The organism is Nocardia sp. NPDC050630 (genome assembly GCF_044457245.1).
Classification (GTDB): domain Bacteria; phylum Actinomycetota; class Actinomycetes; order Mycobacteriales; family Mycobacteriaceae; genus Nocardia.
In genome coordinates this window covers 1,386,825-1,410,100 of sequence record NZ_JBITGN010000001.1, presented here as the reverse complement: position 1 = coordinate 1,410,100, position 23,276 = coordinate 1,386,825, and the positions used below count along the sequence as shown (strand labels likewise).

Here is a 23,276-nt window from a genome sequence, read left to right as displayed (position 1 = left end):
GCTGCCTCACCTGCAGATCGCCGAGTTCTCGACTTTGCCGCCGGGGTTGCTCGACCCGAGAATCGCCGCGAGCAGCGGATCGAATCCGGGCAGCATGCTCACCTGCACATCGCAGGGGTAGGCGTCCACATAGGCGCCGTTGTCGGTAACGCGGGCCATTCCCTTCAGCAGGAACGGCAAATTGAAACCCAGCTCGGCGAACTTCTGCTTGTTGTCCATGAAGTGCTGGGCGAATCCCGGTTGCCGATCGACGAACGCATTCATCGAGGGACTGGCACCACGCACTACTTCCGCGGCGCGGCCCAGCACACCGGAGATCGAATCGACCTGCTCGAACAGCACATCACGCTGCTGGTCCAGCGCATCGAAGATCCTGCGCGTCTGCTGCAGCACCGTCTTGAGGTTGCCGCTCTGCTTGGACATATCACCCAGTACCGCACCGAGATTGTCGATCACCTGACCCAGCACCTGGTCCGGCCCCGCGAATGCCTGTGCGAGCGAGGCGGTTTCGGCGATCAAGGTGGTGATCGCACCATCGTCGCCCTGCAGCGCCCGCACCACCGCCGCACTGATGTTGTCGACCTGTTGCGGATCGAGCACGCTGAACAGTGGCTCGAATCCGTTGAGCAGCTTCGAAATATCGAACGACGGCTCGGTGTGCTCGACCGGGATCTGCCCGCCTGGCGGTAACACCTTCGGATCGCCGAATTCCCGCAGCGACAGTCCGATATAGCGCTGCCCGATGAGATTCTGATAGGTGACCGACGCTGCCGTGTTGCCGTACAACACCTGGCCGCGCTGGACCTCGAAGGTCACCTTCGCACGGGTGCCCACGAGTTCGACGGCTTTTACCCGGCCGACCCGTACCCCGGCCATGCGCACGTCGTCGCGCGCATGCAGTCCCGATACATCGGTGAAGATCGCGGAGTACGTTTCGGTCTGCCCGCTGACGTCACGTGACAGCGTCACATACATCATCCAGGTCAGCCCGACCGAGACCACCAGGAACAAGATCAGGCCGAGCAACGGTTTGCGGTAGCTCATCGCGGCTCTCCTGTCGGGGCATCCGGTGCCGGGGTGAGCTTCACGTCGTTGCCCCTGAGTAAGGGGCCGAACAGGATGTCGGCCGCGGTATTGGGCCCGCCGCCGAGAATCGCTGCGATCTGCTGCTGCTCCTGACTGCTACCGATCGGACCCACATTCCCCCCGATCGGAGACGAATAATTCGCCGGTGCCGCAGCCGCATTCGGGCCGATGATGGTGGGCCCCCCGACCGGGGCCGTGCGGCAACTCGGACCCTCGAGATCGCCATAGCGGGGGCAATCGGCGCGTGTGTACTGCCGATGCGGCGTCAGCTCGACGATGACCTTGGCAGTGACGTTCTGATCCGCGGTGTCCCACAGCCCGAGGAACGTCCGGGCCAGCCGGGTCTGCGAAGTGGTCATCTGGACGAAATTGCGACTCCCCACGGCGATAGTGCCGACCACCGGGGACAGCTTCGCGGTCATGTCGGTGATCGTCGCCGTGTTGTTCTCCAATGCCGTGCCGATCGTTTCGGAGGTCGACAGACCGCCCGTCAGCAAGGTCGCCAGCTGGTCTCGGTGCTCTGCCACCGCACGCATCGGCCCCACCGCGTTGTGCACCGCGCTCATCAGGTCCGGCGCCGAGTTGCGAAGTCCGGCAAGAGCATCCGAAAGTGCACCGAGTGTCGAAGCGGTCCCGTCGGGAGCCATCGCCGCATTGAATGCCTCCGAGATCCTGGTCAGTTCGGCACCGGCCCGAATGGCCTCGGCGCCGCGGCCGCTGGTGGCGCGTTCGACGACGGCCAGGACCCCGAGTGCCGGATCCGATTCCGAACGCCCTGCGGCGGCGACGATTCGGCTCAGCGCGGTCAAGGATGTCTGCAGCCGGACCGTATCCAGGCTCTGGTCCTCGGGAATGTGCGCGCCCGCGGCGAGCGGTGCACCGTCGCCCTGGTACACCAGCTGGACCGACGGCACCGCGAATACGTTGCTCGGCACCACACGTGCGGTCACCGTCGCCGGAATCCCCCGCACATGTTCGGGTTTCAGATCGATCTGCACGTAATTCGGGCCGCCGTCGCTGGACGGCGTCACACTGTCGACCTGACCGACCAGAACGCCTTGATATTTCACATCCGACTTCACCGGCAGGCCGTCACCCACATTGACCAACACCGCTGTGACGCGAACGGTCTGCCGGAATACGCCTTGCGATCTGGCGATCATCAGGGCCGCGGCCGTGGCGACGACCAGGAGCAAGGCAATCCCTCGCAGAAGCAACTGCCAGTCGGACAGGACCTTGCCGTCGGATTCGAACGCAATCGACATCTGTTACCCACTGATTCTCGCGCCGGCGTCGAAGCCCCACAGCGTCATCGTCATCAGCAGATTCACGAAGATCATCGCGGTGATGCTCGCGCGCATCGCACGCCCGGCCGCCACCCCGACCCCTTGCGGGCCGCCCGAGGCGTAGAAACCGAAATAGCACTGGATCGTCGTGGTGATGATGACGAAGACGACAGCCTTCGACAGGGAATAGATAATGTCGGTGCCGCTGAGCACCAGGCGGAAATAGTGTTCGTAGGTACCCGGCGACTGGCCGCCGGATAGACCGACGACGATTTCGACGGCCAGGTAGCTGGACGCGAGGCAGGCCAGGTACAGCGGAATCATCGCCACGATCGAGGCCAGCATCCTCGTCGTGACCAGATACGGTATCGGGCGGATCGCTATCGAATCGAGAGCGTCGACCTCCTCCGCGATGCGCATGGATCCCAGCTGCGCGGTGAAGCGGCAGCCCGCCTGCGCGGCGAAGGCGATCGAGGACATGATGGGCGCCAGTTCGCGGGTCACCGCCGTCGAGGCGATCATCCCGGTAGCCGGTGCCATGCCCAGCAGTTTCAGTGCGCTGAAGCCCTCGATGGCGACGATCGCCCCCGCCGCGGCACCGAGCACGAGAACGACCTGCCCGGTTCCGCCGCCCACGACGATGGAGCCGTTTCCCCACGTCACATTCGACAGAATGCGCAGGAACTCCGTGCGATAGTGCCGCAGCACCACCGGAATACCGCCCAGCACACGGCCGAAGAAGGTGACCATGTACCCCAGCCGCATGACCGGAACCGCGATCGTGGTCCCGGCTACTACGACCGGCCGGATTCCTGGCGGATAGTAGCGCGACGCCATCAGAGCGTCGTCCTTGGAAAGAGGACGGTGTACAACTCGGTGAATCCCGCATTCACCAGCATGAGCATGATGATGGAGGCGACGACGGCGGCGTTGACCGAGTTCGCGACGCCTCCTGGACCACCCTTGGTGCTCAGGCCTTTTTCACAGGCGACAACGGTGACGATGACGGCGAACACCACGGCCTTCACCATCGCCAGATAGAGGTCGCCGATCCTGGCGAAAGAGGAGAAGGTAGCCAGATAGCTTCCCGAGGTGCCGCCCTGGACATAGACGTTGAATAGATATCCGGCCAGAAATCCGACGAAGGAACTCAGAACCGTCAGCCCGAGCGCAACCACAATGCCTGCGGCCAAGCGGGGCACCACCAGCATCCGCAGTGGCGAGACGCCCATGACCTGCATCGCGTCGATCTCTTCGCGGATCGTTCGCGCTCCGAGGTCCGCGCAGATGGCGGATCCGACGGCCGCGGCCAACAGAATGGCCGTAACCATGGGCGCCGCCTGTCGGATCACCGCCAGGCCTCCCGCGGCACCAGCCAGCGAACTCGCCCCGACCTGACCGGCCAGCAGCCCGAACAGGATCGACATCGTCGCGCTGATCGGGATCGCCACGGCGATGGTCGGCACGTACGAGGTTTTGGCCATGAACACCGCCTGGAGCACGAATTCACGGAACGGGAACTTGCCCGTGACGATGTCGACGAACAGGTACTGGATCGCCCGCACGGCAAGGACAACCTGCCCGCCGACGGTCTCCAGGGACGCACCGGGATGACGACGCAGATATCCGCGTGCCCACAGCTCGATCTCACGGACGGCCGACCGCTCGGCGATCTCGCCCGAAGTCACCGGCGTCTTTGCCCGTGCCATCATGAATGCCTCTATCTCTCTGTGGTGCCGGACTCTTCGGTGATCAGCCGGGTCAAGGTGAGCGAGGCGAGTTTCCAGTCATCGTGACGTCGTACCCAGCGTTCGTGGTAGTGCCCGTATCCGGTCAGTGCCGACCCGTTGTTCCATACGACGCGGTCCTGCATAGCCCAGATGACGCGGGCCTCGTCGCCGTCCGCATCGATCAGCGGCGTGTGGACCTGGTGGGCAGTGCGAGCGCCGGTCAGCGCGGAGCGAATCATCGCGACGGCGTTGTCGCGCCCGGTGATGACGGGGACGCCGGTGATGCTGTGGCTGACGTCCAGTTCGATGTCCAGGGTCATCAGATCGGTGAGAGCCGCCCAGTCCTGGGTGTCGACAGCCAGGCAATAACGCGCTTTTACCTGCGTCAGTTGGTGGACGGTGATGAGAATGTCCGGTGTGGGCATTGATGCTTTCTCTCGGTTTGCGTCGCGAGTCACCCGCAGGTATTGTTATCGAATATTCGATAAGTTCTATCAAATACTCGATGGGTTCGACCGTAAGGCAGAGCGAGAAGGGAGTCAAGATGCGTGGTGCGATATCGGCACCGACCGCGCGTGTCATCGATGTTGTGGAGTTGCTGGCACGTCGCGGCAGCGAGCGGCTCCGCTACAGCGACATCGCACGCGAATTGGACCTGACACTGGCCACCACGCATGCGATCTTGAAGACCCTGTGCGATCGCGGATGGGTTACTCGCGACCCGGCAGGAAAGGCCTACGCACTCGGGCCCGGGCTCGCCGTGGTCGCGGCGGCAGTGAATACGCGTCCCTTCGTCGAGGCCGCCCGAGCCGCCGCGGTCGCGCTTACGGCCGAATTCGGTTATGCCGCATCGGTAACCGAGAAGGTCGCCGACTCGTTGGTGATCACCGCGTTCGAAGGCGGCGAGCGAGCCTGGCCCGGTGATCGCATTCCCTACGCGCCACCATTCGGTGCCGTGTTCGCGGCCTGGGACACCGCCGAGGAGCGCCGCGCCTGGATCCAGCGCGCCGCATCCACGAATACCGCGATCGCCGAACGCCTGAACGAGACGCTCGTCCGGATCCGCGACCGTGGATTCGATGTGGACTACACCGCGCCCGCCATCGGGCGAGCGGCGAGCCTTATCGGCACGCTCGACACCGGCACGATCGCGCTCCCATCGAATATCCAGGAGACCCTCGACCAACTGCGCGTGGAATTCACCACGCTCGGATTTCCGGACGTCACCTCCGGTCGGCCGCAACCGGTCTCCGCCATCACCGCGCCGGTCCTCGACTCGCAAGGACACGCGGCGCTGCTGCTCTCGGTCCACCCCCTCGGCGAACTCCCGCCGCAGCAGACCGAAACCATCGGCCAACACCTGATCCGGATGACGACTGCGATCACCGACGGCGCCCGGTCGCACGCTTGACCGGGCGGCGCGGTCCTCACATGCCGAACAGTTTCTCCTCGGCGATTGGGTCGAGGTAGAGGCGGGTGAGTTCAGAGCTTTTGATGCGCCAGCGGTCACCGTCGAATGCGTAGGTTTCGTGGTAGTGCCCGAATCCGACGACTCGGATATTGCCGGGAAAGATCAGCAGATCCTGCAGCGCCCACACCCCCGTCGCAGCACTCGGTGACTGCACCTCGATTTCGGGCATGTGCCCGTGATGGACGGTCCTGGCGGCACCGATGGTGGCCTGGAGATAAGCGATGAAAGCGTCCGCGCCGGTCGTGATGATGCCGGCCGAGCCAGTCGTGTCGATCACGACATCGGGGGTTACCTGCTGTTCGAGCAACTCCCAGTCCTTGGTATCCACCGCCCGGAAATAGCGCGCCTTGACCTGTTTGATCGCGGAGACAGCCGCTACCACGGTCGCGGCGTCCGGTGCCGCCGCCGCACCCGGGTCCGCGGACACACATGTCGCCCTCGCTCCCGCGAGACCGATGGCGGCGACACCGGTCCCGATGAGGAATGCTCGCCGCGTGTAACTCATGACTGATCTTCTTGCAGGCCAGTCGATTTGATGCCCGTGATCACCCATCGACCGTCACGAATGCCGTACCTATCGTGATCATGGCCGAATGCCAGCAGGCGTTTGCCGTCCGGGCGGACCAGCAACACCTGCACCGCCCACGTTCCGGTCGCCGCAGCTGCGCCGGTGATCGCGATTTCGGGCATGTGCCCGTGATGAACGGTCACCGCTGTGCCGTAATCACGTTGCAGCGCAGCAACATAATTCGACGCACCCGTGACACTGGTGCCGCCGAGCGCTGTGGTGTCCACGTCGACGTCATCGGCGAGGACCGAGCCGAGTGCCGACCAGTCCTTGGTGTCGAAACTGCGGAAATAACGCGCCTTGAGCGACTCGATCGTGTTGATCGCCTGCAATGTATCCGGATCCACCGGTGTTCCCACTCTTCCTCGTTGTCGATGATCGCGACCGCGGCACCGCCGTGAACAAATTTCAGCGTCAGACAGGCAACTATCAAATATTCGATAACTTTCATCGTATAGTTGACAGAACCATAGGCTCGCGGTGAAAACGCGTCAAGCCGAACTGTGTGTCCGCCCGATCCCTGAAACAGGGCGCCGGGAGGCACGGGAACCCACGCCACGACTCGCCCGCCGAAGGCTCGTGCTCGACGAATATCAGGCGGTGGCCGCGCTGCGCCGGGGGGTAGCGCTCTCGTTCGATCCGGGTGCGTGGATGTTGGGCACTGTGCCGCTCTGGACAGCGCCTGGTTATCACCGTTCCGCAACGGCGCTATCGTTGAGTTACGGGTCGGGATGGATGCGTGACGCGGAGGTGCCGACGAATATTCGATGGACGAGTTCGACGAGGCCGCGACACAGGGCGACCTCCCCACCGGAATCGCGGCGGAACTAGCGGCCGCTGGATTCGGCGACGCGACCGAAATCGGCCGCGGCGGATTCGGCGTCGTATATTGCTGCTACGAATACGCACTCGAACGCTACGTCGCGGTCAAATTGCTCAGATCCGAGGTCACCGGCGACGAGCGCGAGCAATTTCTCCGAGAACAGCGGGCACTCGGGCGGCTGTTCGGACATCCCCAAATCCTGCAGGTGCTACAGGTCGACATCACCGCCACCGGCCGCCCTTATATCGTCATGCCGTACTACGCCTGCGGCTCGCTGGAGAGCGTGCTGCGGGATTCGGGACCGCTGCGCTGGTCGGAGGTGCTTTCGATCGGCGTCAAGATGGCCGCTGCGCTGGCCGCCGCCCACGCGATCGGCATCGTGCACCGCGACGTCAAGCCCGGCAATATCCTGCTCACCGACTACGGTGAACCGCAGCTCGCCGACTTCGGCATCGCCCAATTCGGCGATGCCACCACCTCCGCCCTGCGCACCGTCCAGGGCACGCCCGCATTCACCGCGCCCGAGGTGCTCAGCGGTTCGACGCCCACCCCGATCTCGGATATCTACGGCCTAGGCGCTACCTTGCACTGCTTGCTGGCCGGGCGAGCCGCGTTCGCACGCCGCACCGGTGAAGCGGTGCAAGTGCAACTGGCCCGCATCGCCACCGCCGCCGCCCCCAGCCTGCGTGATCAGCACATCCCCACGGCGGTGTGCGCGGCCATCGAGGCGGCCATGGCCGCGAAGCCGGACGAACGACCGAGGTCGGCGATCGAATTCGGGGAATGGCTGCGCCGGGTGCAGCACGAAACCGGCCTGGCGGTGGACGCACTGGCCTTGCCGCACACGGTCATCGAATCCGGTTCGGCCACAGCGGTTCCCGTGGCCTCGCATACCCCGGGGGCGGCGACACCACCGCCACCGCCCAGCACGGCAACGAAATTCCGTCCACCGGCCGCACCCCATACAATGATCGCCCGCACCCGGCTGCTTGCGCTGTTGCGTGACGGTGGTGACCGGCGCCTGACACTGATCCACGGACCGGCCGGATTCGGCAAGACCACCCTGGCTCTGCAATGGGCCACCGCGCTGGCGGCCGAGGACGTCCCGGTGGCATGGCTGACCGCCGACCCCGACGACGACAATATCGTCTGGTTCCTTTCCCACCTGATCGAGGCCATCCGCCGCGTCGCTCCGGAGCTGGCGCATGAACTCGGCACGCTACTCGAGGAACGGTCGTCCGATACCGCGAGATACGTGCTGACCGCGCTGATCGACAAAATCCACTCGGCTGGACAGACGATGGTGCTCGTGATCGATGACTGGCACCGGATACATGCCGAAACCACCTGTGCCGCATTGGATTATCTGCTCGAGCACGGCTGCCATCATCTGCGGCTGGTCATCGCGAGCCGAACCAGGGCATGTCTGCCGCTGAGTCGCATGCTGGTGCACGATGAGCTGGTCGAAATAGATGTCGCGGAGCTGCGTTTCGATTCGCAGGAAACCGGTGCTTTCCTGGCCGACTCCGGCGGGTCGTCGTTATCCACCGACGATGTGAACCGCTTACAGGAAACGACCGAAGGGTGGCCTGCCGCATTACAATTGGCTTCGCTGTCATTGCGCGGCAATGATCATCCTGCCGCGTTCATCGACCAGCTCACCGGCCGCCACAGGGCACTCGCTGATTACCTCGCCGAGAACGTGCTCGATTCACTCGAGCCGCCGCTGTTGGATTTCCTGCTTGCCACCTCGATTACGGAGCGAGTGTGCGCCGATCTCGCGGTTCGGCTGACGGACCGTTCCGACAGCCAGGAACTACTCGAAGAGATTGCCGACCGAAATCTGTTCCTACGCCGCCTCGACGAAGAGGACCAGTGGTTCCAATATCACCACCTCTTCGCCGACTACCTGCGGCGTCGACTGGTGCGCCGTGATCCCGCGCGCCTTGCTCAACTGCATCGGCGCGCGGCCGAATGGTGCGATGAAAACGAGATCGTCACCACCGCGGTCGATCACGCACTGGCCGCCGACGATCCGGACTATGCGGCGGATCTGGTCGAACGACGGGCCATGGACCTCATCGAAGGGTCCCGCATGGCGACGTTCCTCGGCTTGCTGACGAAACTGCCGCAGCACTTGGCGCAGGCACGACCAAGGCTGCAGATTTGCCGAGCCTGGGCCAACGTCGGACTGCAACGCTCGGAGCAGGTTCAGCTGGCGTTGGATGATTTATCTGCCGAACTGGATGCCGGCGCGGTAACCGGTACCGAGGCGACCAAGCTGCGAGTCGAGGCGCAAACGGTCGCGGGTGCGGCACAATTCGTCACCGACCGATTCGACGGTCTGCCAGAGCTGCTGGTCCAACATCTCGAGGATGCCGACACGCCGTTCACCGCCACGAACGCGGCGAATCTCGCGTCCATCGATGCACTCAACCGTTTCGACTTCGCCGAGGCCCGCCGCTGGCAACAATGGGCAGCGCCGTATCACCGTCGCAGCAAAGGCGCGTTCGGAGTGATGTACGGCAGGTGCGTCGCCGGGCTCGCGGCCCTCGAGCAACTCGACATCGGCGCCGCCGAAGAACATTTCTATGCCGCCATCGCCCGCACCCGGCGCGGCCACGCGCAGACCTATGGTTCGCGGATGTCCGGCGCCCTTCTCGGCTCCATCCGCTACGAGCAGAACCGCCTCGATGAAGCCGAGCAGCTACTCGACTCCAGCGCTGATCTCGGCCGCCACGGCGGCGCGGTCTGGTTCCTGCTCGCCAGCTTCGGCACCGGCGCACGCATCAAAGCGGTACGCGGCGACCTCGCCGCTGCCGAACTACGCCTTACCCAGGGGGCGGAAATCGCGGAGCACGACTCATTGCCGCGCTTGGCCGCCCGCATGGTCAACGAACGTATCCGCCTCGGTCTGCCGATTCCACCCGAAACTCGCGACGCGCTCGGGCAGCTGCCGCCATATCGCAGGCATGACACAATGATTCACGCCGGTATCGCCGAACTCGAACAGGACTCCGCGATTCGGCTGCTGCTGGCCGACCACTCGGCTGATCAGGCCTGCGACCGCGCCGAGCAAATGGTGCGTGTGATCGAATCCCAGCATCGCCCAAGAGCATTCGTCCGAGCCCAACTCTTGCGAGCGGGCTGCCTGTGGGCCGCCGGACACCACCGGACCGCCACCGAGGCCGCACTACCCGCGTTGGTGCTGTGTGCTGAGCACGGCTTGGTTCGCACCGCGGCCGACGAGGGGCCGCACATCTGGGCGATCGCGACGGAAGCGCGATATGACGGCGCACCGCAGATGATGCGATTCCTGGAACTGCTCGGGGCGGCAGCGGATACCTCGCCATCGGTCCAATGACATCCACTCGGCGTCGCGTCGAAACCGCTGCACCCCAATTCGGTGATCGGCGGTCCGCGCTTGCGGCCTTAGCGAGGACGGCCCGACGTATCCACCGATCGCGGATCGACTGGGTAGCCGCCGCCGATCTGGTCGTGATCGGCGGTGGCGTCGCCGGGTTGAGCGCGGCACGCAAGGTGTCGCTGCGCGGTCTGCAAGGCCGAACCGGTTGCGGCGGAGTGGAGTTCAGGTGCGGCACAGCCCATCAGTGCGCGAGGCTGCGTGCTATGACCAATCGCTGAATTTGGTTGGTGCCCTCGAAGATTTGGGTGATCTTGGCCTCACGCATGTACCGCTCGACCCGGAAGTCGCAGGTATAGCCGTAGCCGCCGAATACCTGGACGGCGTCGGTGGTGACCTTCATTGCCGCGTCGGTGGCGAGGAGTTTGGCCACACTCGCCTGCCGCGAGTACGCCAGCCCCGCATCGCGTCGCCGCGCGGCATCGAGGTAGGTCGCGCGGGCCGAGTCGACCGCGGCAGCCATATCGGCCAGCAGGAACCCGAGGCCCTGATGGTCGATGATCGGCTTGCCGAATGCCGAGCGCTCCTTGGCGTAGGCGACGGCTTCATCGAGCGCCGCCTGAGCCAGTCCGGTCGCGACGGCGGCGATACCAAGCCGACCGGAATCCAGTGCGCTCAAGGCGATCTGGAGGCCTTGCCCCTCGGTACCAATGCGTCGCTCGACGGGCAGGAACGCGTCGTCGTAGTGCGCGGTCGTGGTCGGCACCGCGTGCAGTCCCATCTTCTGCTCGGGCTTGCCGAAGGTAAGGCCGGTGGTCGCACGTGGTACCAGGAAGCAGGAGATCCCCCGCGACCCCTCGCCCGTGCGCGCGAAAAGGTTGTAGAAGTCGGCGATGCCGCCATGGGTGATCCAGGCCTTGGTGCCGTTGACGAGATAGCCGCCATCGACCGGAGCGGCCTTGCAGGCCACCGCGGCCGCATCTGATCCGGCCTGCGGCTCGGAAAGGCTGTACGCACCGATCGTATTGCCGCCCAGCATCTCCGGCAGCCAACGCCGCTTCTGCTCCTCGGTACCGAAGACCAGCATCGGATGGCAGGCCAGGCTGTGCACGCTGACCGCGACCGCGATCGCCGCCCACCGCGCGGCGATCTCCTCGAGGACCTGTAGATACACCTCATACGGCTGGCCACCGCCGCCCCATTCAACCGGGTAGGGCAGGCTCAATAACCCAGCCTCCCCCAGTGTGGCGAACACGCCCTCGGGATAGCTCTCGGCCCGCTCGTGTTCATCGACGATCGGTGCTAGGACCTTATCGGCGATGTCGCGCGTGAGCTGGATCAACTCCCGGGCTTCGCTGGTGGGCAGCAGACGTTCGACGACCACAAGACTCCTCACCTACGAATAACAGTACTGAATTACTGTGTACAGTACTGCTGGTGCCCCAGTACTGCAAGGGCCGCATCAGTACTATTCGCTGCTATGGACCAGCTCACCCGCGCAGGATTCGCGACCCGGCGGCGTACCGAACTCTTCGACACGCTGGTCGACCTGTTTCTGAGCGAGGGATTCGCACATCTGACCCTCGACGAGATCGCCGCACGGCTGCGCTGCTCGAAGTCGACCCTCTACACCCTTGCGAGCAGTAAAGAACAGCTGGTCCGTGCCGCGACCGTACATTTCTTCCGACGCGCCACCGACGATGTGGAAACCCATATCGCGCGGATCACCGATGTCCGTGAGCGCATCGCCGCCTACCTCTCGGCGGTCGGTACCGCCCTGGCTGCCGCCTCCGACCGATTCATGGCCGACTTGGGCGGATTCGCGCCCGCGCGGGAGATCTACGAGAAGAACACCCGGATCGCCGCTCGACGGGTCCGCGAACTCATCGATGAAGGTGTCGCGGCGGGCGAATTCCGTGACGTCCACGCCGCCTTCGCCGCCGATATGGCCGCGACCATGATGGTCCGCATCCAGCAGGGCGGGGTGCGCGAGCACACCGGGCTCGATGATGCCGATGCCTACCGGGAGTTGGCCGCCATTCTCACCGCAGGGATCAGCGCGTAGCCGGCCGACACCGCTCGTAGGCGACACCGTGCATTGAACGATACGGCGGACAGGATCGACAATAGTGGGTATGGCGACGGTGCTGCTGGGCGGCGACGTCATGCTGGGTCGTGGGGTGGACCAGATCCTCCCGTATCCCGGTGATCCGACGCTGCACGAACGGTGGGTCCAGGATGCGCGGACGTATGCGGAGTTGGCGGAGCAGATAAGCGGTGAATTCGCCCGTCCCGTGGATTTCGGTCACCCGTGGGGAGAAGTCCTGCCGATTCTTGCTCAGCTCGGCCCGCAGGTGCGATTGGTCAATCTGGAAACCGCGATCACCGCGGCTGGCGCCTTCGCGTCCGGCAAGGGCATTCACTACCGCATGAACCCGGCCAATATTCCGGTGTTGACCGCAGTCGCACCGGTCGTCTGCGCACTGGCCAACAACCACATTCTCGATTTCGGTGTCGAGGGGCTTGCGGACACGGTGGAAACACTCGATTCCGCGGGCATTCAGCGCGCCGGGGCGGGCGCGGATTTCGACGATGCACGGGTCCCGGCGATCTCGGAACTCGATGATGGACGACGAGTGGTAATCGTCTCGGTCGGTGCGGGATCGAGTGGGGTGCCGCACCATTGGGCGGCTCGCCGCGATCGGCCGGGACTGTGGTGGATCGGTGATTCGCCGAATATTCGCGCCGCCGAGGAGGTGGCGGCAGAAGTGTTGGCGCACAAGCGCGACGGCGATATCGCGATCGTCTCCGTACATTGGGGGCCCAACTGGGGCTACGGGGTTCCGCAGAGCGAAAGGCAGTTCGCGCATCGATTGGTCGACGCCGGAATCGACCTCGTGCACGGGCATTCCGCACACCATCCAAGGCCGATCGAGATCTACCGGGGCAAACCGATTCTGTACGGGTGCGGTGACGTCATCGATGATTACGAGGGCATCCGCGGCTATGAGCGCTACCGCCCGGAGCTTCGCTTGCTCTACCTTGTCTCCATCGATGCCGGCGTGATGGAGACGCGAATGATTCCGCTGCGAATCCGGCACATGCGCCTGCACTCGGCCGCGCGTGATGAATCCCGATGGCTGTGCGAGACGATCGAGCACATCAGTCGCGACTTCGGCACCCGGGTCGCTCCGCGCCCCGAGGACCTACCCGTGGTGTTCAGGACCGCACGACACTGAGGTGGCGACCGAACCAGTCACGGGCCAGGTCCGCCACCTGCTCGAGCGCACCGGGCTCCTCGAACAGGTGCGTCGCACCGGGGACGACGTCGATCTCGCTCGGACACGGCATCCGCAGCTGGGCCTCTCGATTGAGCTCCAGCACGTGCCGGTCGTTACCGCCGACAATGAGCAGCGTCGGAGCGCGGACGTGAGCCAGCCGCGGACCGGCCAGATCAGGGCGGCCGCCCCGGGAGACGATGGCCGCGATCTCGGTGTTGGGTTCGGTGGCTGCCCACAGTGCGGCACCGGCCCCCGTGCTCGCCCCGAAATATCCGGTCGCAAGGCCGCTCAGACCCGGCCGCGTGCGCAGCCCGCGAGTCACCGCGACGAGACGCTCGGCAAGCAGCTCGATATCGAAAACGCGTGCGCGGTTACCCTCCTCGGCAGCGGTCAGCAGATCGACGAGCATCGTCGCGAGTCCCGCTCGGTTGAGTACATCGGCGACCAGCCGATTCCGCGGACTGTGCCGACCGCTGCCGCTGCCGTGCGCGAAGATGACCAGACCGCTGGGCTGCTGCGGGACGGCCAGTATCCCCGTCAGCCGGATGGACTCCGACGACACGATGACTTCTTCTGTCCGCGTCAGGGGATCGGATGCGGAGGGCAGCATCGAACACCTCCTGGTATCCGGACTACTCGCTCAGTCGGTGGTGTGCAAGAGGCGGTTGGGCCGGAGCTGGTCGCGACCGGGCCGCGACTGAACTCCGGGTTCCATCCGGCTACCGAGGCGCGCACAATGGATACGCGATCAATACGCTCGTGAAGACGGACTATCGGGAAGCCTCGCCGACAGCAACTGTCAACCATGCCGCAGGGACCGCCTTCGGATGAGTCCATCCACCGAATGGTCACCGTGGCCGCCCGTGATGGCATCGATATGGCTGTCGGCGATGCACTGACTCGCGGGAAAGCGGTTCAACCATGTCCATCCCCGAGAACGTTCGAACGCCGACGGTGCTCATCCTCGGAGCCGGGTTCGGCGGGCTGGAACTGGCCGCCTGCCTGTCCGAGTCACTGCCTGGTGAGGTTCGAGTGGTACTCGTCGACCGCAACGACGGGTTCATATTCGGTTTCTCGAAACTGGAAATCCTGTTCCACGACCGCACTCCGGAATCCGTGCGAATCAGCTACCGCGACCTGGTCCTTCCCGGGGTCGAGTTCCGGCAGGAGCAGGTCACCTCGATCGACCCGCAGACCCGCCACGTAATCACCGACAGCACCCATTACGACCCGGACTTTCTGGTTGTCGCTTTGGGCGCCGATTACGACCCGGCCGCTACCCCCGGGTTCGTCGCGGACGGTCAGGAGTACTACTCGATCCAGGGAGCTTGCCGACTGCGCGATCGGCTCGCCGATTTCAACGGTGGCAGGATTCTCATCGCGATATTGAGCGTCCCGTTCAAGTGCCCGCCCGCACCCTACGAGGGCGCGATGCTGTTGCACGAATTACTGAGCCGCCGCGGCATCCGTGATCGCACCCACATGCACGTGCTGACCCCGACGGACTCACCGATCCCGGTCTCCGCGGACACCTCCGCCGCACTTGTCGAGGCGCTCGCGCGACGTGGCATCGACTACTCGCCGGGACGACGGGTCCACTCGCTCGACCCGGAAAACCATGTCGTCGAAACCCACTCCGGAGATCTCCTCCCCTACGACCTGTTCATCGGCATCCCGACCCATCGCGTCCCACCCGTAGTGGAGGCGTCCGGACTCACCGTCGACGGCGGCGACGGCTGGATCCACGTCGATCCGCGAACCCTCGCCACCCCGTATCCGGGCATCTACGCCATCGGTGACTGCGCGGACGCGCCGGTGCCGCGCGCTGGAGTGTTCGCCGAAAACGCTGCCCGCACTGTCGCCGCGCACATCGCCGCGCAACTACACCGAAGACCCGCGCCGGGAAAGTATCTCGGCCAGGGCTCCTGCTACATCGAATTCGGGGACGGACTCGTCGGCAAGGTAGACGCCGACTTCCTTTCCGGGCCGAAGCCGGTCGCACCGTTCATCAGACCCTCGGTCGAATTGGCAACCGAGAAGGCCGAATTCGCTGCGACACGGATTCGGCGCTGGTTCACCGATCAGCGGACCGTGACCGGGACATCCTGAATCGAATTGTTCCCCAAGCCTAGGCGGTTCCAGAATTGCTCGGACGGTTGCACATTCCCCTGCGCATCGGTGGCGCGGCAGCTCAGTCGGTACTCGCCCGGTCGCGCATTCCAGGTGTAACTCCAACCGCGCCAACCGAATTCGGCGATGTCAGGCTCCAAATGGGCGTCCCGCCAGATGCCATCGACACCTACTTCCACCCGCATCACGGGCGAGGTTCCACACCACGCGCGACCGCGGAGCAGGACCGCACCGGCGTCGACCGTGCGCCGCCGACTCGGGTAATCGGGAACGCCGGGCGGAATCATCAACGCGCGCACCTTGATTCGCGATACGGGTATCCCCGGATCGTCGGCGTCGCGTTGGTAGCGATAGGCCACTGCCTGTTGTAACCCGGTAAAGGGCCGGTCGACGACTTCGATATTCCGCAACCATTTGACGCTCGTCATGCCATACCACCCGGGGACGAGCAGTCGCAGTGGAAAGCCGTGCTGCGGTGGCAGCGGTGCGCCATTCATTTCGTAGGCGAGCAGAATTTCGGGTCTGCGACATTCACTGATGCTCAGGGAGCGTTGGTAGTTGTGTTCCACATTGTCCTGGAATCCGCGATCGGCGCCGGTGAATACGACCTCGACCGCCTCGTCCCGGATACCGCAGTCGTCGAGAATCCCACGCAGTGCGGTGCCCGTCCACGCCGCCGTGCCGATCGCCTCGAGACCCCACGGTTGGCTGACATTGCGCGGGTCCATTCTCGTGCGCCCGTTACCCGCGCATTCGAGGGTGACCGGAATCGTCGTCGCAGGTCGCGATCTGATGTCGTCGAGCGATAGCTCCAGTCCGCGCTTGACGTATCCGGTCACCCGCAACCGCCACGACGATGCGTCGACCTCCGGGATATCGAAATGAATCAGCAAGTAATGCATGCCGATGGGCGTGATGTCGTATCGCATGCCCTCGAGTTGCATGCCGTGATTGCGCGTCGCAAGCGCGAGTTCGTCGAAGCGGACGCCTTGGGCGCGCGAGACGAATTCGGTCATCGGCTCGGGCCGATCTTCCAGTCGAGAGGTAATAGGCGGTCGGGGTCAGTATATGACTGCCCGAAATAACAGTAGGCCGACTCGGGGAGCGATATCACCCCGAGTCGGCCGACTGTTTCAGCAATCACCCAGATCAGCTGGGCAGACCTGCCTCGATGGCCTCGATGATGCGCGGGCGCAGTTCGGCGGCACGGATGATGGCATCGACCGAACCGACCTCGACGGCGCGCTGAATATTGTGCACGCGGTCGAATTCCGCTGCGACCTCACCGAGTTTCTCGGTGCGCACCGAGGAACGGACCTCGTCGCGTTCCGCCGTCAGTGCCGCACGGTCGGCACCGAGCGCGTTCGCCGCGCGCACCTCGAGATCGCGCACCCGCGGATCGGCTGCCGTACGGGCGTCGACCTCGCCAGCGAACACCACCGCCGCCGCGGGGGCGCCGCCGAGCACCGAGGCGAATGAGCCTTCCAGCGCCAGCACGGTCATATTCGGGTTGAGCAGCTTCGAGAACACCACGAAGGCGCCACCGTGATAGCGCGAGATCACGCAGAACACGATGGGGCCCTGGAAGTTGACGATCGCTCGGCCGATCTCGGCACCGTACTCGAGCTGCAACTTCCGCATCGATTCCGGCGAGCCGTCGAAGCCCGACAGATTCGCCAGCACCACCAGCGGCCGATTGCCGCTGGCCGCGTTGATCGCCCGTGCGGCCTTCTTCGAAGACTGCGGGAACAACGTGCCAGCCGTGTAGGTGTCCGGGCCGTCGGTGGACGGGTAGCCGCGGCGCGGCACTCCCCTGGACTCGATGCCCAGCAGGCACACCGGAATACCGCCGAGCCGCGCATCCTGGACGACGGCCGTCTCGGCGTCGGCCATCCCCGCCCAGCGTTCCAGCACCGGGTGGTCTTGATCGGCCACGGCTCGCATAACGGTCCGGATGTCGAACGGCTTCTTGCGATCGGGGTTGGCGCTCGCGGAGAAGATCTCGCCGACCGTGGTGAAGTCGCTGCCCGCCACGACATGCGGGAAGTCCGAGACGTCGCGATCGATGGGGTCGCTGGTGTCCGACCGCCGCGGCGACTGCTCGCCCGGCGCCACATAGGTGTGGTCGTAGTGCGACATCAGCACATCTCGCGCGGCGAGCAGGTTAGGCGCCCAGTACTGCGCCTGCCCGTTCGGGCCCATCACCCGGTCGTAGCCGCCGATACCGAAGTTGTCCTCGGCCGACACGCCGCCGGAGAAGTCCAGCGCCTGCTTGCCGGTGAGCACCATCGCCGAGTCCGGCGTCATCACCAGGATGCCCTTGGTGTGCATGAGCATCGTCGCCTCGGCATTCCAGTACGGCTGCGCGCCGACGTTGATCCCCGAGACCACGATGTTGATCTCGCCGCCGCCCTGGGTGAATTCAACGATCCGCTTCAGTGCCGCCGCCACCCAGTCCATGTTCTCGGTGCCGGACTGCATCGAGATCCGGGCGCCGGAGGACAGCGCGTACCACTCCAGCGGCACCTGCATCCGTTCGGCCAGGTCCATCGCGGCGATCACGCGACGGCACTCCGGCTCGGAAAGCGCACCGAGCGATTTCGTCGGATCACCGAGCAGCACCACCCTGCTGATGCCGTCCGGATACTGCTCGGTCGCCGTGGTGACCACGCCCACGACGATCGCGGCCTTATTGCGTCCCTTGGGCCGGTCGACCGGTACGAGCGTGTGATCGGAATCGAGGTCGTATTCGGCGAATTCACCGAGCAGAGCGGTCAGCTCGTAGGGGTACACCGTGTTGCGGCTGCTGGCCCGCAGCACCTTCTGCCGGTACTCGTCGATCGGCTCGACCGCCTCGTCGGACCGCTCGCCGATGGTCACTGTGGTGCCGCCGGTGGCATCGAAGGCGATGCGCACGGCGACCTTGATCAGCTCCCCGGTCTTCGGGTGGCGATGCCGTGCGATGAGCAGGATCTCCTCCAGCCCGGCGCCCGCGGTCGTCGGCCGCACTCGATCGATGATCGTCTCCAGCTCGACGCGGGTCATCTCGACCGGCGGCCAGATGTACATCACGACGCGGTTGGTGTGGAACCGCTTGGCCGATGGCCGCTGCGACTGCGCCCGGCGGATCGAGTCGAGGCAGGCGGCGATGGTGCTTTCGGCCGTCGGCAGCGCGAGCAGCCGACCGTCGTGCTCGCGCAGCGCGGCCAGGTCTCGTACCTGCGCGAATGCGACGAGACGCTCGTCGGACGCATTCTCCTTCGCGATGCACCGGAACAGGTAGACCTCCTCGTCCGAGGACGGGAGCCGGGTGAGATCGAACTTGCGCAGCCGCTTCATCTGCATCCGCTCCGCGATATACGGATGCAGGCCGCGGATCAACCGCTCCTCGACCATGCCGGTGGCGGACGGACGGAAGGTGAAGTGATGGTGCATCACCGCACCGCCGCTACCCGCGACAGTGGCGGTGATCCGGTGAATCTGGTTCGGCAACGGCCGCGCACCGAGCACTTCCTGCAACGCCGCGGCCATCGCGTCGAAGTCCTCCGGCTGCTTCTCCCAGCTCAGGTAGATGTCGGCCTCGATGGAGGCAGCCACGCCCGCCAGCTCGGTGAGACCGCGCAGCACGGTGTCGAGCGCATCGAAACTCACCGCCGCCGAAACCAAGCTCAGGCCCCGGCGTTCGGCGATCACGAAGGTGCACCCACCGGCCTCCCGGGTGTGCACACCGGTCAGACCCTTGTTTCCGTAGTAACGGCGGGTCAGCACCTCGAGCATGGCGGTGTTGTCGGCACTGCCGCGCACCAGGCGCTGACCGAGCAGCCGCACCAGCGGTTCGGTGCTGCGCACCATCTCGGAGATACGTTCGGCGCGATCCGGCGTCTCCGGGTGCGCGTCGAGGTGGCTCAGTTGTTTACGGACATTGGTGTAGACGCGAGCGCGGTTGCGCCGCAGCAGCGGCTGGCCGAACCAGGAGTACACCAGGCCACGGGTGAGGTCGGCGATCACAGGGAAGCGCACCTGCGTCGCGGCAACCAGCCGCTCCAGCGCCAGACCGACCGGCTCCTGCAGCGCGCGGTCCGGCACCGGCTCGCCAAGCCACTCGCGCAGCAAGGTGGTGATGACGGTGACGGTGTCGGAGGGCCGTTGCTGGGCGAGGAAGATCCGGAAGACCGCGGCTTCGAGCTCAGGGGAACGATCCAGTTCGGTGACGCCGTAATGCCCGAGCGCCTTGGCGAGTTTGGCCTGGTACGACTCCGGCAGTCCGGCGCGGTCGACATCGAGGCTCTGCAGGTAGGCGTGGAAGTACTCGCGGGCGCTGTGGACATGTCCCTGGACACCGTCGTCGTCCCACGACCGGTTGTGGCTCAGTTCGGACAGGTCGGAGAACATCTGCACGAGTTCGATCTCATCGGCGAGGGGCCTGCGGTTGTCCGCGATGGCCGCCCGGCGCACGGCGAGGTAATGGTCGAGCACCCGGCGCTCGTCATGCGGGTCGACGTCGAAGCCGAGCAGCAAGCTGCGCAGGTCCTGCAGGCTGCGGGCGATACCGTCGTGCACGCGGTCCGGTGTGGGCTCATCGGGCAGGTCAAGTTCGACGGACGTGACCTCCTCGGCGACCGCAGCCTCGTCGTCCTCGGTGATCGGCTCCAGCCGCAGCAGCGGCGCGCCGGTCTCGACCTGGGTACCGACCGAAACCGCGCATTCCTTCAACCGGGCCCGGAACGGCGCGCGCAGCACCGTTTCCATCTTCATGCTCTCCAGCACCAGGACCGGTGCGCCCGCCTCGACCTCGGCGCCGATCTCCAGCGGTGTGGCAACGACCAGCGCGGGTGCGGGCGAGCGAACGACACCACCCTCGTCACGGCTGATCCGATGCGTCACACCGTCGACATCGACCAGATGGATCGGCCCGTGCGTGCCGGTGATCACCCGATAGCGGGTGCCGTTGACCACGATCTGCCCGGTATGGCGGTCGAAACGCTCGAGATCGACATCGGCGGCACGCATTTCGCCACCCGCCTCGATGCCGATGCGGAACCGATGCGCACCGATCCGAGCCACCCGCACCCGGTAGCTGACGCCGCGCAACTTGAGGTCATGCGGTCGACCGCTCTCGTGCTGCACCTGCGGACGTCCGCCGGCCGCGGTGGACAGCAGCCGGTGCCGCTCGACGCGCTCTTCCTCTTCATAGGCATCGATGGCGGCGACGGCCACCGCGATCGCGGAGTGGCGATGCGATACGAGGCGACCCTCGGCGCGCACCCGGTCGATCCAGCCGGTGTCGGCGCTGGCGTCGATCACCTCCGGCTGGTTCAGCAGGTCGAGCACGAAACTCTTGTTGGTCGCGCCGCCCTCGATGACGACCCTGGTCTGCGCCACCGCCCGGCGCAGTCGACCCAGCGCTTGGTCACGATCACGACCGTAGGCGATGATCTTGGCGATCATCGAGTCGAAATCGGCGGGAATCGTGTCGCCCTCGCTGACGCCGGTGTCGACGCGAATACCGGGCCCAGCGGGCAGATCCAGCCGCGCGATGCGGCCCGGAGCGGGCGCGAAGTCGCGGTCCGGATCCTCGGCGTTGAGCCGGGCCTCGATCGCGTGCCCGCGTTCGGCCGGCACTTCGCCCTCGAGCTTGCCGCCAGATGCCACCAGCAGCTGCGCCCGAACCAGGTCGAAACCGGTGGTGTACTCGGTGATCGGGTGTTCGACCTGCAGACGGGTGTTCACCTCGAGGAATGCGAACAGCTCGTCACCCGGGTGGTACAGGAACTCGACGGTCGCCGCGCCGCGATACTCGACCGCGATCGCCAAGCGCTCGGCCGACGCCTTCAGCTCGGCCACCTGCTCGGGACGCAGCACCGGTGACGCCGACTCCTCGATGACCTTCTGATTGCGCCGCTGCACAGAGCAGTCGCGCACGCCCAGCGCCCATGCGGTGCCCTGGCCGTCCGCGATCACCTGGACCTCGACGTGCCGGGCGCCGGTGACCAGCCGTTCCAGGAAGACCACGCCGCTGCCGAAGGCGCGCGCGGCTTCCTGACGGGTGCGTTCGTAGGCATCGACGAGTTCGGCCTCGTTCGTGACCACCCGGATACCACGGCCGCCACCACCGGCGGTCGCCTTCAGCATCAACGGGTAGCCGATGTCGGCGGCGGCCGCGAGCGCGGCGTCCACGGTCTCGACCGAACCGCGGCTCCACGGCGCGACCGGCACGCCGACTTCCTCCGCGATCAGCTTCGCGCCGATCTTGTCACCGAGCTTGCGCATGGCCTCCGGACTGGGGCCGATGAAGGTGACGCCGATCTGCTCGCACAGCTCGGCGAATGCCGGATCCTCGGCGACGAAACCCCAACCGACCCAGGCGGCGTCGGCCTTGGTCGTCACCAGAGCGCGCTCGAGCGCCTTCAGATCCAGATAGGGACGCGCGGACGCCGGACCGAGGTCATAGGCGATGTCGGCCTCGCGCACGAATGTCGCGTTCCGGTCGACATCGGTGTGCAACGCGACGGTTTCGATCGGTCGCCCGGTCTCCGCGGCCAGATCTCGGACGGCATGGATGAGCCGCATAGCGGCCTCTCCCCGGTTCACGATGGCGATGCGGCTGAACACTCGCCGACTCCTTCCACTCCACGGTTCTGGCCCGGTCGGGCGACGGATTGCGACTACCGGTCCCGCGTAGTCTGCACCCTTACTGCGCGCAATTACACAGCGTCAGGTGGTTACCCGCGCGTATCGTCGAAAAATTCCTCATTTGTGTCTATGACACTAGTGGCGGAATTCCTCGGCCGGCAGGATTCCAGTACCGTACGCGTGATCGGGTCGTAGCCGGGCTACGTGTCGATCAAAGCAATCAACCGAGAGGGAGCGTCGATTCGCGCCCTACCATCGTCAGATGCGTTGACCTGCAACCGTTCTCTCGTCATCGTGGGCAGTAGTGGGAGGTGATCTGTGTGGCCGACATTCTCGATGTACTGCACGCGCGCTGCGCCGAGGTCGCGGGCGAGGCGATCCTCTCCGGAGACGAGCACCCGACGCTCACCCTCTCCACACGTGAGGTGGCCGACCTGCTCAACCATGTCGCCGATCTGCGCCGCCGCTGCCACGACATCGACCTCGCCTACCGCGAACTCGACCACCGGCACACCGTGCTCCACCGAGCCACCAGCGATGCCACCGCCTCGTTGGATCGGATCCGCACCACGCTGGAGCAGCGCACCGCGCACCCGGAAGCTCATATGCGCCAGGCTTGCACCATCGCCCGTTTCGCTACCGAGCACCTCACCGCCGCGCGACAAGACACGACGACCTCGGGCCCGTGATGCGTTTACCGGGCGTGCTAACACCAGTCCGAGTGCGACGACGCTGAACGACTGCGCGGTGCCCATGACTTCGGTATCGGTGAAACGGCGTCCATTCGGATGCTCGGTGATGAACTATTCGCTTGCGACCTCGTGAGCCCCACCGTGCCGAGCAACGTACACGGCGTGTGTTCGGCAGTCGCGGAATACGTGGCGAGACCGCAAACCGCGCGAGT

Annotated in this window: 16 protein-coding genes and 1 pseudogene; 6 read left to right on the top strand and 11 right to left on the bottom strand. The window is 65.3% G+C overall.

What is annotated here, in order from left to right:
* Nucleotides 1-6: 6 nt before the first annotated feature.
* Genes ACIBG0_RS05845 through ACIBG0_RS05825 form a run of 5 tightly spaced genes read right to left on the bottom strand, consistent with a single transcriptional unit; the run spans nucleotide 7 to nucleotide 4,527 of the window.
* Nucleotides 7-1,044 (bottom strand): MCE family protein, encoded by a 1,038-nt coding sequence (locus tag ACIBG0_RS05845; RefSeq protein ID WP_397029603.1) that lies wholly within the window; start codon nucleotides 1,042-1,044, stop codon nucleotides 7-9.
* Nucleotides 1,041-2,351, bottom strand: coding sequence for an MlaD family protein (locus tag ACIBG0_RS05840; RefSeq protein WP_397029601.1), 1,311 nt, complete (start codon nucleotides 2,349-2,351; stop codon nucleotides 1,041-1,043). The genes ACIBG0_RS05845 and ACIBG0_RS05840 overlap by 4 nt, the downstream gene beginning before the upstream one ends.
* A 3-nt stretch (nucleotides 2,352-2,354) precedes the next feature.
* Nucleotides 2,355-3,209, bottom strand: a complete 855-nt coding sequence (locus ACIBG0_RS05835) for an ABC transporter permease (protein WP_397029599.1) — start codon at nucleotides 3,207-3,209, stop codon at nucleotides 2,355-2,357.
* Entirely contained in the window at nucleotides 3,209-4,084 is an 876-nt protein-coding gene (locus ACIBG0_RS05830) for an MlaE family ABC transporter permease (RefSeq protein ID WP_397029596.1), read from the bottom strand. The genes ACIBG0_RS05835 and ACIBG0_RS05830 overlap by 1 nt, the downstream gene beginning before the upstream one ends.
* A gap of 8 nt (nucleotides 4,085-4,092) precedes the next feature.
* The gene (locus ACIBG0_RS05825) at nucleotides 4,093-4,527 is read right to left on the bottom strand and encodes a nuclear transport factor 2 family protein (protein WP_397029594.1); all 435 of its coding nucleotides are present in this window, start codon (nucleotides 4,525-4,527) and stop codon (nucleotides 4,093-4,095) included.
* A gap of 80 nt (nucleotides 4,528-4,607) precedes the next feature.
* On the opposite strand from ACIBG0_RS05825, the gene ACIBG0_RS05820 reads away from it, so the two are divergent.
* A complete protein-coding gene (locus ACIBG0_RS05820; protein ID WP_397029592.1) occupies nucleotides 4,608-5,513 on the top strand; it encodes a helix-turn-helix domain-containing protein in 906 nt (301 codons plus the stop codon).
* A 16-nt stretch (nucleotides 5,514-5,529) separates the two neighbouring features.
* Here ACIBG0_RS05820 and ACIBG0_RS05815 read toward each other — a convergent pair whose 3' ends face one another.
* Both ACIBG0_RS05815 and ACIBG0_RS05810 read right to left on the bottom strand, forming a co-directional pair.
* Nucleotides 5,530-6,078: a nuclear transport factor 2 family protein gene (locus ACIBG0_RS05815; RefSeq protein ID WP_397029590.1), complete on the bottom strand. Its 549-nt coding sequence runs from the start codon at nucleotides 6,076-6,078 to the stop codon at nucleotides 5,530-5,532.
* Complete coding sequence (locus ACIBG0_RS05810; protein ID WP_397029588.1) at nucleotides 6,075-6,500, bottom strand: nuclear transport factor 2 family protein; 426 nt, start codon at nucleotides 6,498-6,500, stop codon at nucleotides 6,075-6,077. The genes ACIBG0_RS05815 and ACIBG0_RS05810 overlap by 4 nt, the downstream gene beginning before the upstream one ends.
* Nucleotides 6,501-6,908: 408 nt before the next feature.
* On the opposite strand from ACIBG0_RS05810, the gene ACIBG0_RS05805 reads away from it, so the two are divergent.
* On the top strand, nucleotides 6,909-10,328 hold the full coding sequence (locus ACIBG0_RS05805) for a protein kinase (protein ID WP_397029586.1): 3,420 nt from the start codon (nucleotides 6,909-6,911) through the stop codon (nucleotides 10,326-10,328).
* Nucleotides 10,329-10,572: 244 nt separating this feature from the next.
* Here ACIBG0_RS05805 and ACIBG0_RS05800 read toward each other — a convergent pair whose 3' ends face one another.
* On the bottom strand, nucleotides 10,573-11,712 hold the full coding sequence (locus ACIBG0_RS05800) for an acyl-CoA dehydrogenase family protein (RefSeq protein WP_397030228.1): 1,140 nt from the start codon (nucleotides 11,710-11,712) through the stop codon (nucleotides 10,573-10,575).
* Nucleotides 11,713-11,808: 96 nt separating this feature from the next.
* Here ACIBG0_RS05800 and ACIBG0_RS05795 point away from each other — a divergent pair, with 96 nt between their 5' ends.
* Both ACIBG0_RS05795 and ACIBG0_RS05790 read left to right on the top strand, forming a co-directional pair.
* Entirely contained in the window at nucleotides 11,809-12,393 is a 585-nt protein-coding gene (locus ACIBG0_RS05795; protein ID WP_397029584.1) for a TetR/AcrR family transcriptional regulator, read from the top strand.
* A 70-nt stretch (nucleotides 12,394-12,463) separates the two neighbouring features.
* Nucleotides 12,464-13,567, top strand: coding sequence for a CapA family protein (locus tag ACIBG0_RS05790; RefSeq protein WP_397029582.1), 1,104 nt, complete (start codon nucleotides 12,464-12,466; stop codon nucleotides 13,565-13,567).
* On the opposite strand, the pseudogene ACIBG0_RS05785 reads toward ACIBG0_RS05790, so the two are convergent.
* A pseudogene (locus ACIBG0_RS05785) lies at nucleotides 13,548-14,201 on the bottom strand (dienelactone hydrolase family protein); the annotation flags it as partial. The gene ACIBG0_RS05790 and the pseudogene ACIBG0_RS05785 sit on opposite strands and share 20 nt — an antisense overlap.
* Before the next feature lie 329 nt (nucleotides 14,202-14,530).
* On the opposite strand from ACIBG0_RS05785, the gene ACIBG0_RS05780 reads away from it, so the two are divergent.
* Nucleotides 14,531-15,718 (top strand): NAD(P)/FAD-dependent oxidoreductase, encoded by a 1,188-nt coding sequence (locus ACIBG0_RS05780; RefSeq protein ID WP_397029581.1) that lies wholly within the window; start codon nucleotides 14,531-14,533, stop codon nucleotides 15,716-15,718.
* Here the strand turns inward: ACIBG0_RS05780 and ACIBG0_RS05775 are convergent.
* Together ACIBG0_RS05775 and ACIBG0_RS05770 are read right to left on the bottom strand one after the other, a co-directional pair.
* A complete protein-coding gene (locus ACIBG0_RS05775; RefSeq protein WP_397029578.1) occupies nucleotides 15,691-16,755 on the bottom strand; it encodes a sulfite oxidase in 1,065 nt (354 codons plus the stop codon). The genes ACIBG0_RS05780 and ACIBG0_RS05775 overlap by 28 nt on opposite strands.
* A 133-nt stretch (nucleotides 16,756-16,888) precedes the next feature.
* Nucleotides 16,889-22,351 carry a carboxyl transferase domain-containing protein gene (locus tag ACIBG0_RS05770; RefSeq protein WP_397029576.1) on the bottom strand — a complete coding sequence of 1,821 codons (5,463 nt, stop codon included), beginning with the start codon at nucleotides 22,349-22,351 and terminating at the stop codon, nucleotides 16,889-16,891.
* Nucleotides 22,352-22,692: 341 nt separating this feature from the next.
* Here ACIBG0_RS05770 and ACIBG0_RS05765 point away from each other — a divergent pair, with 341 nt between their 5' ends.
* Nucleotides 22,693-23,061 (top strand): hypothetical protein, encoded by a 369-nt coding sequence (locus ACIBG0_RS05765; RefSeq protein ID WP_397029574.1) that lies wholly within the window; start codon nucleotides 22,693-22,695, stop codon nucleotides 23,059-23,061.
* The last annotated feature ends 215 nt before the right edge of the window (nucleotides 23,062-23,276 follow it).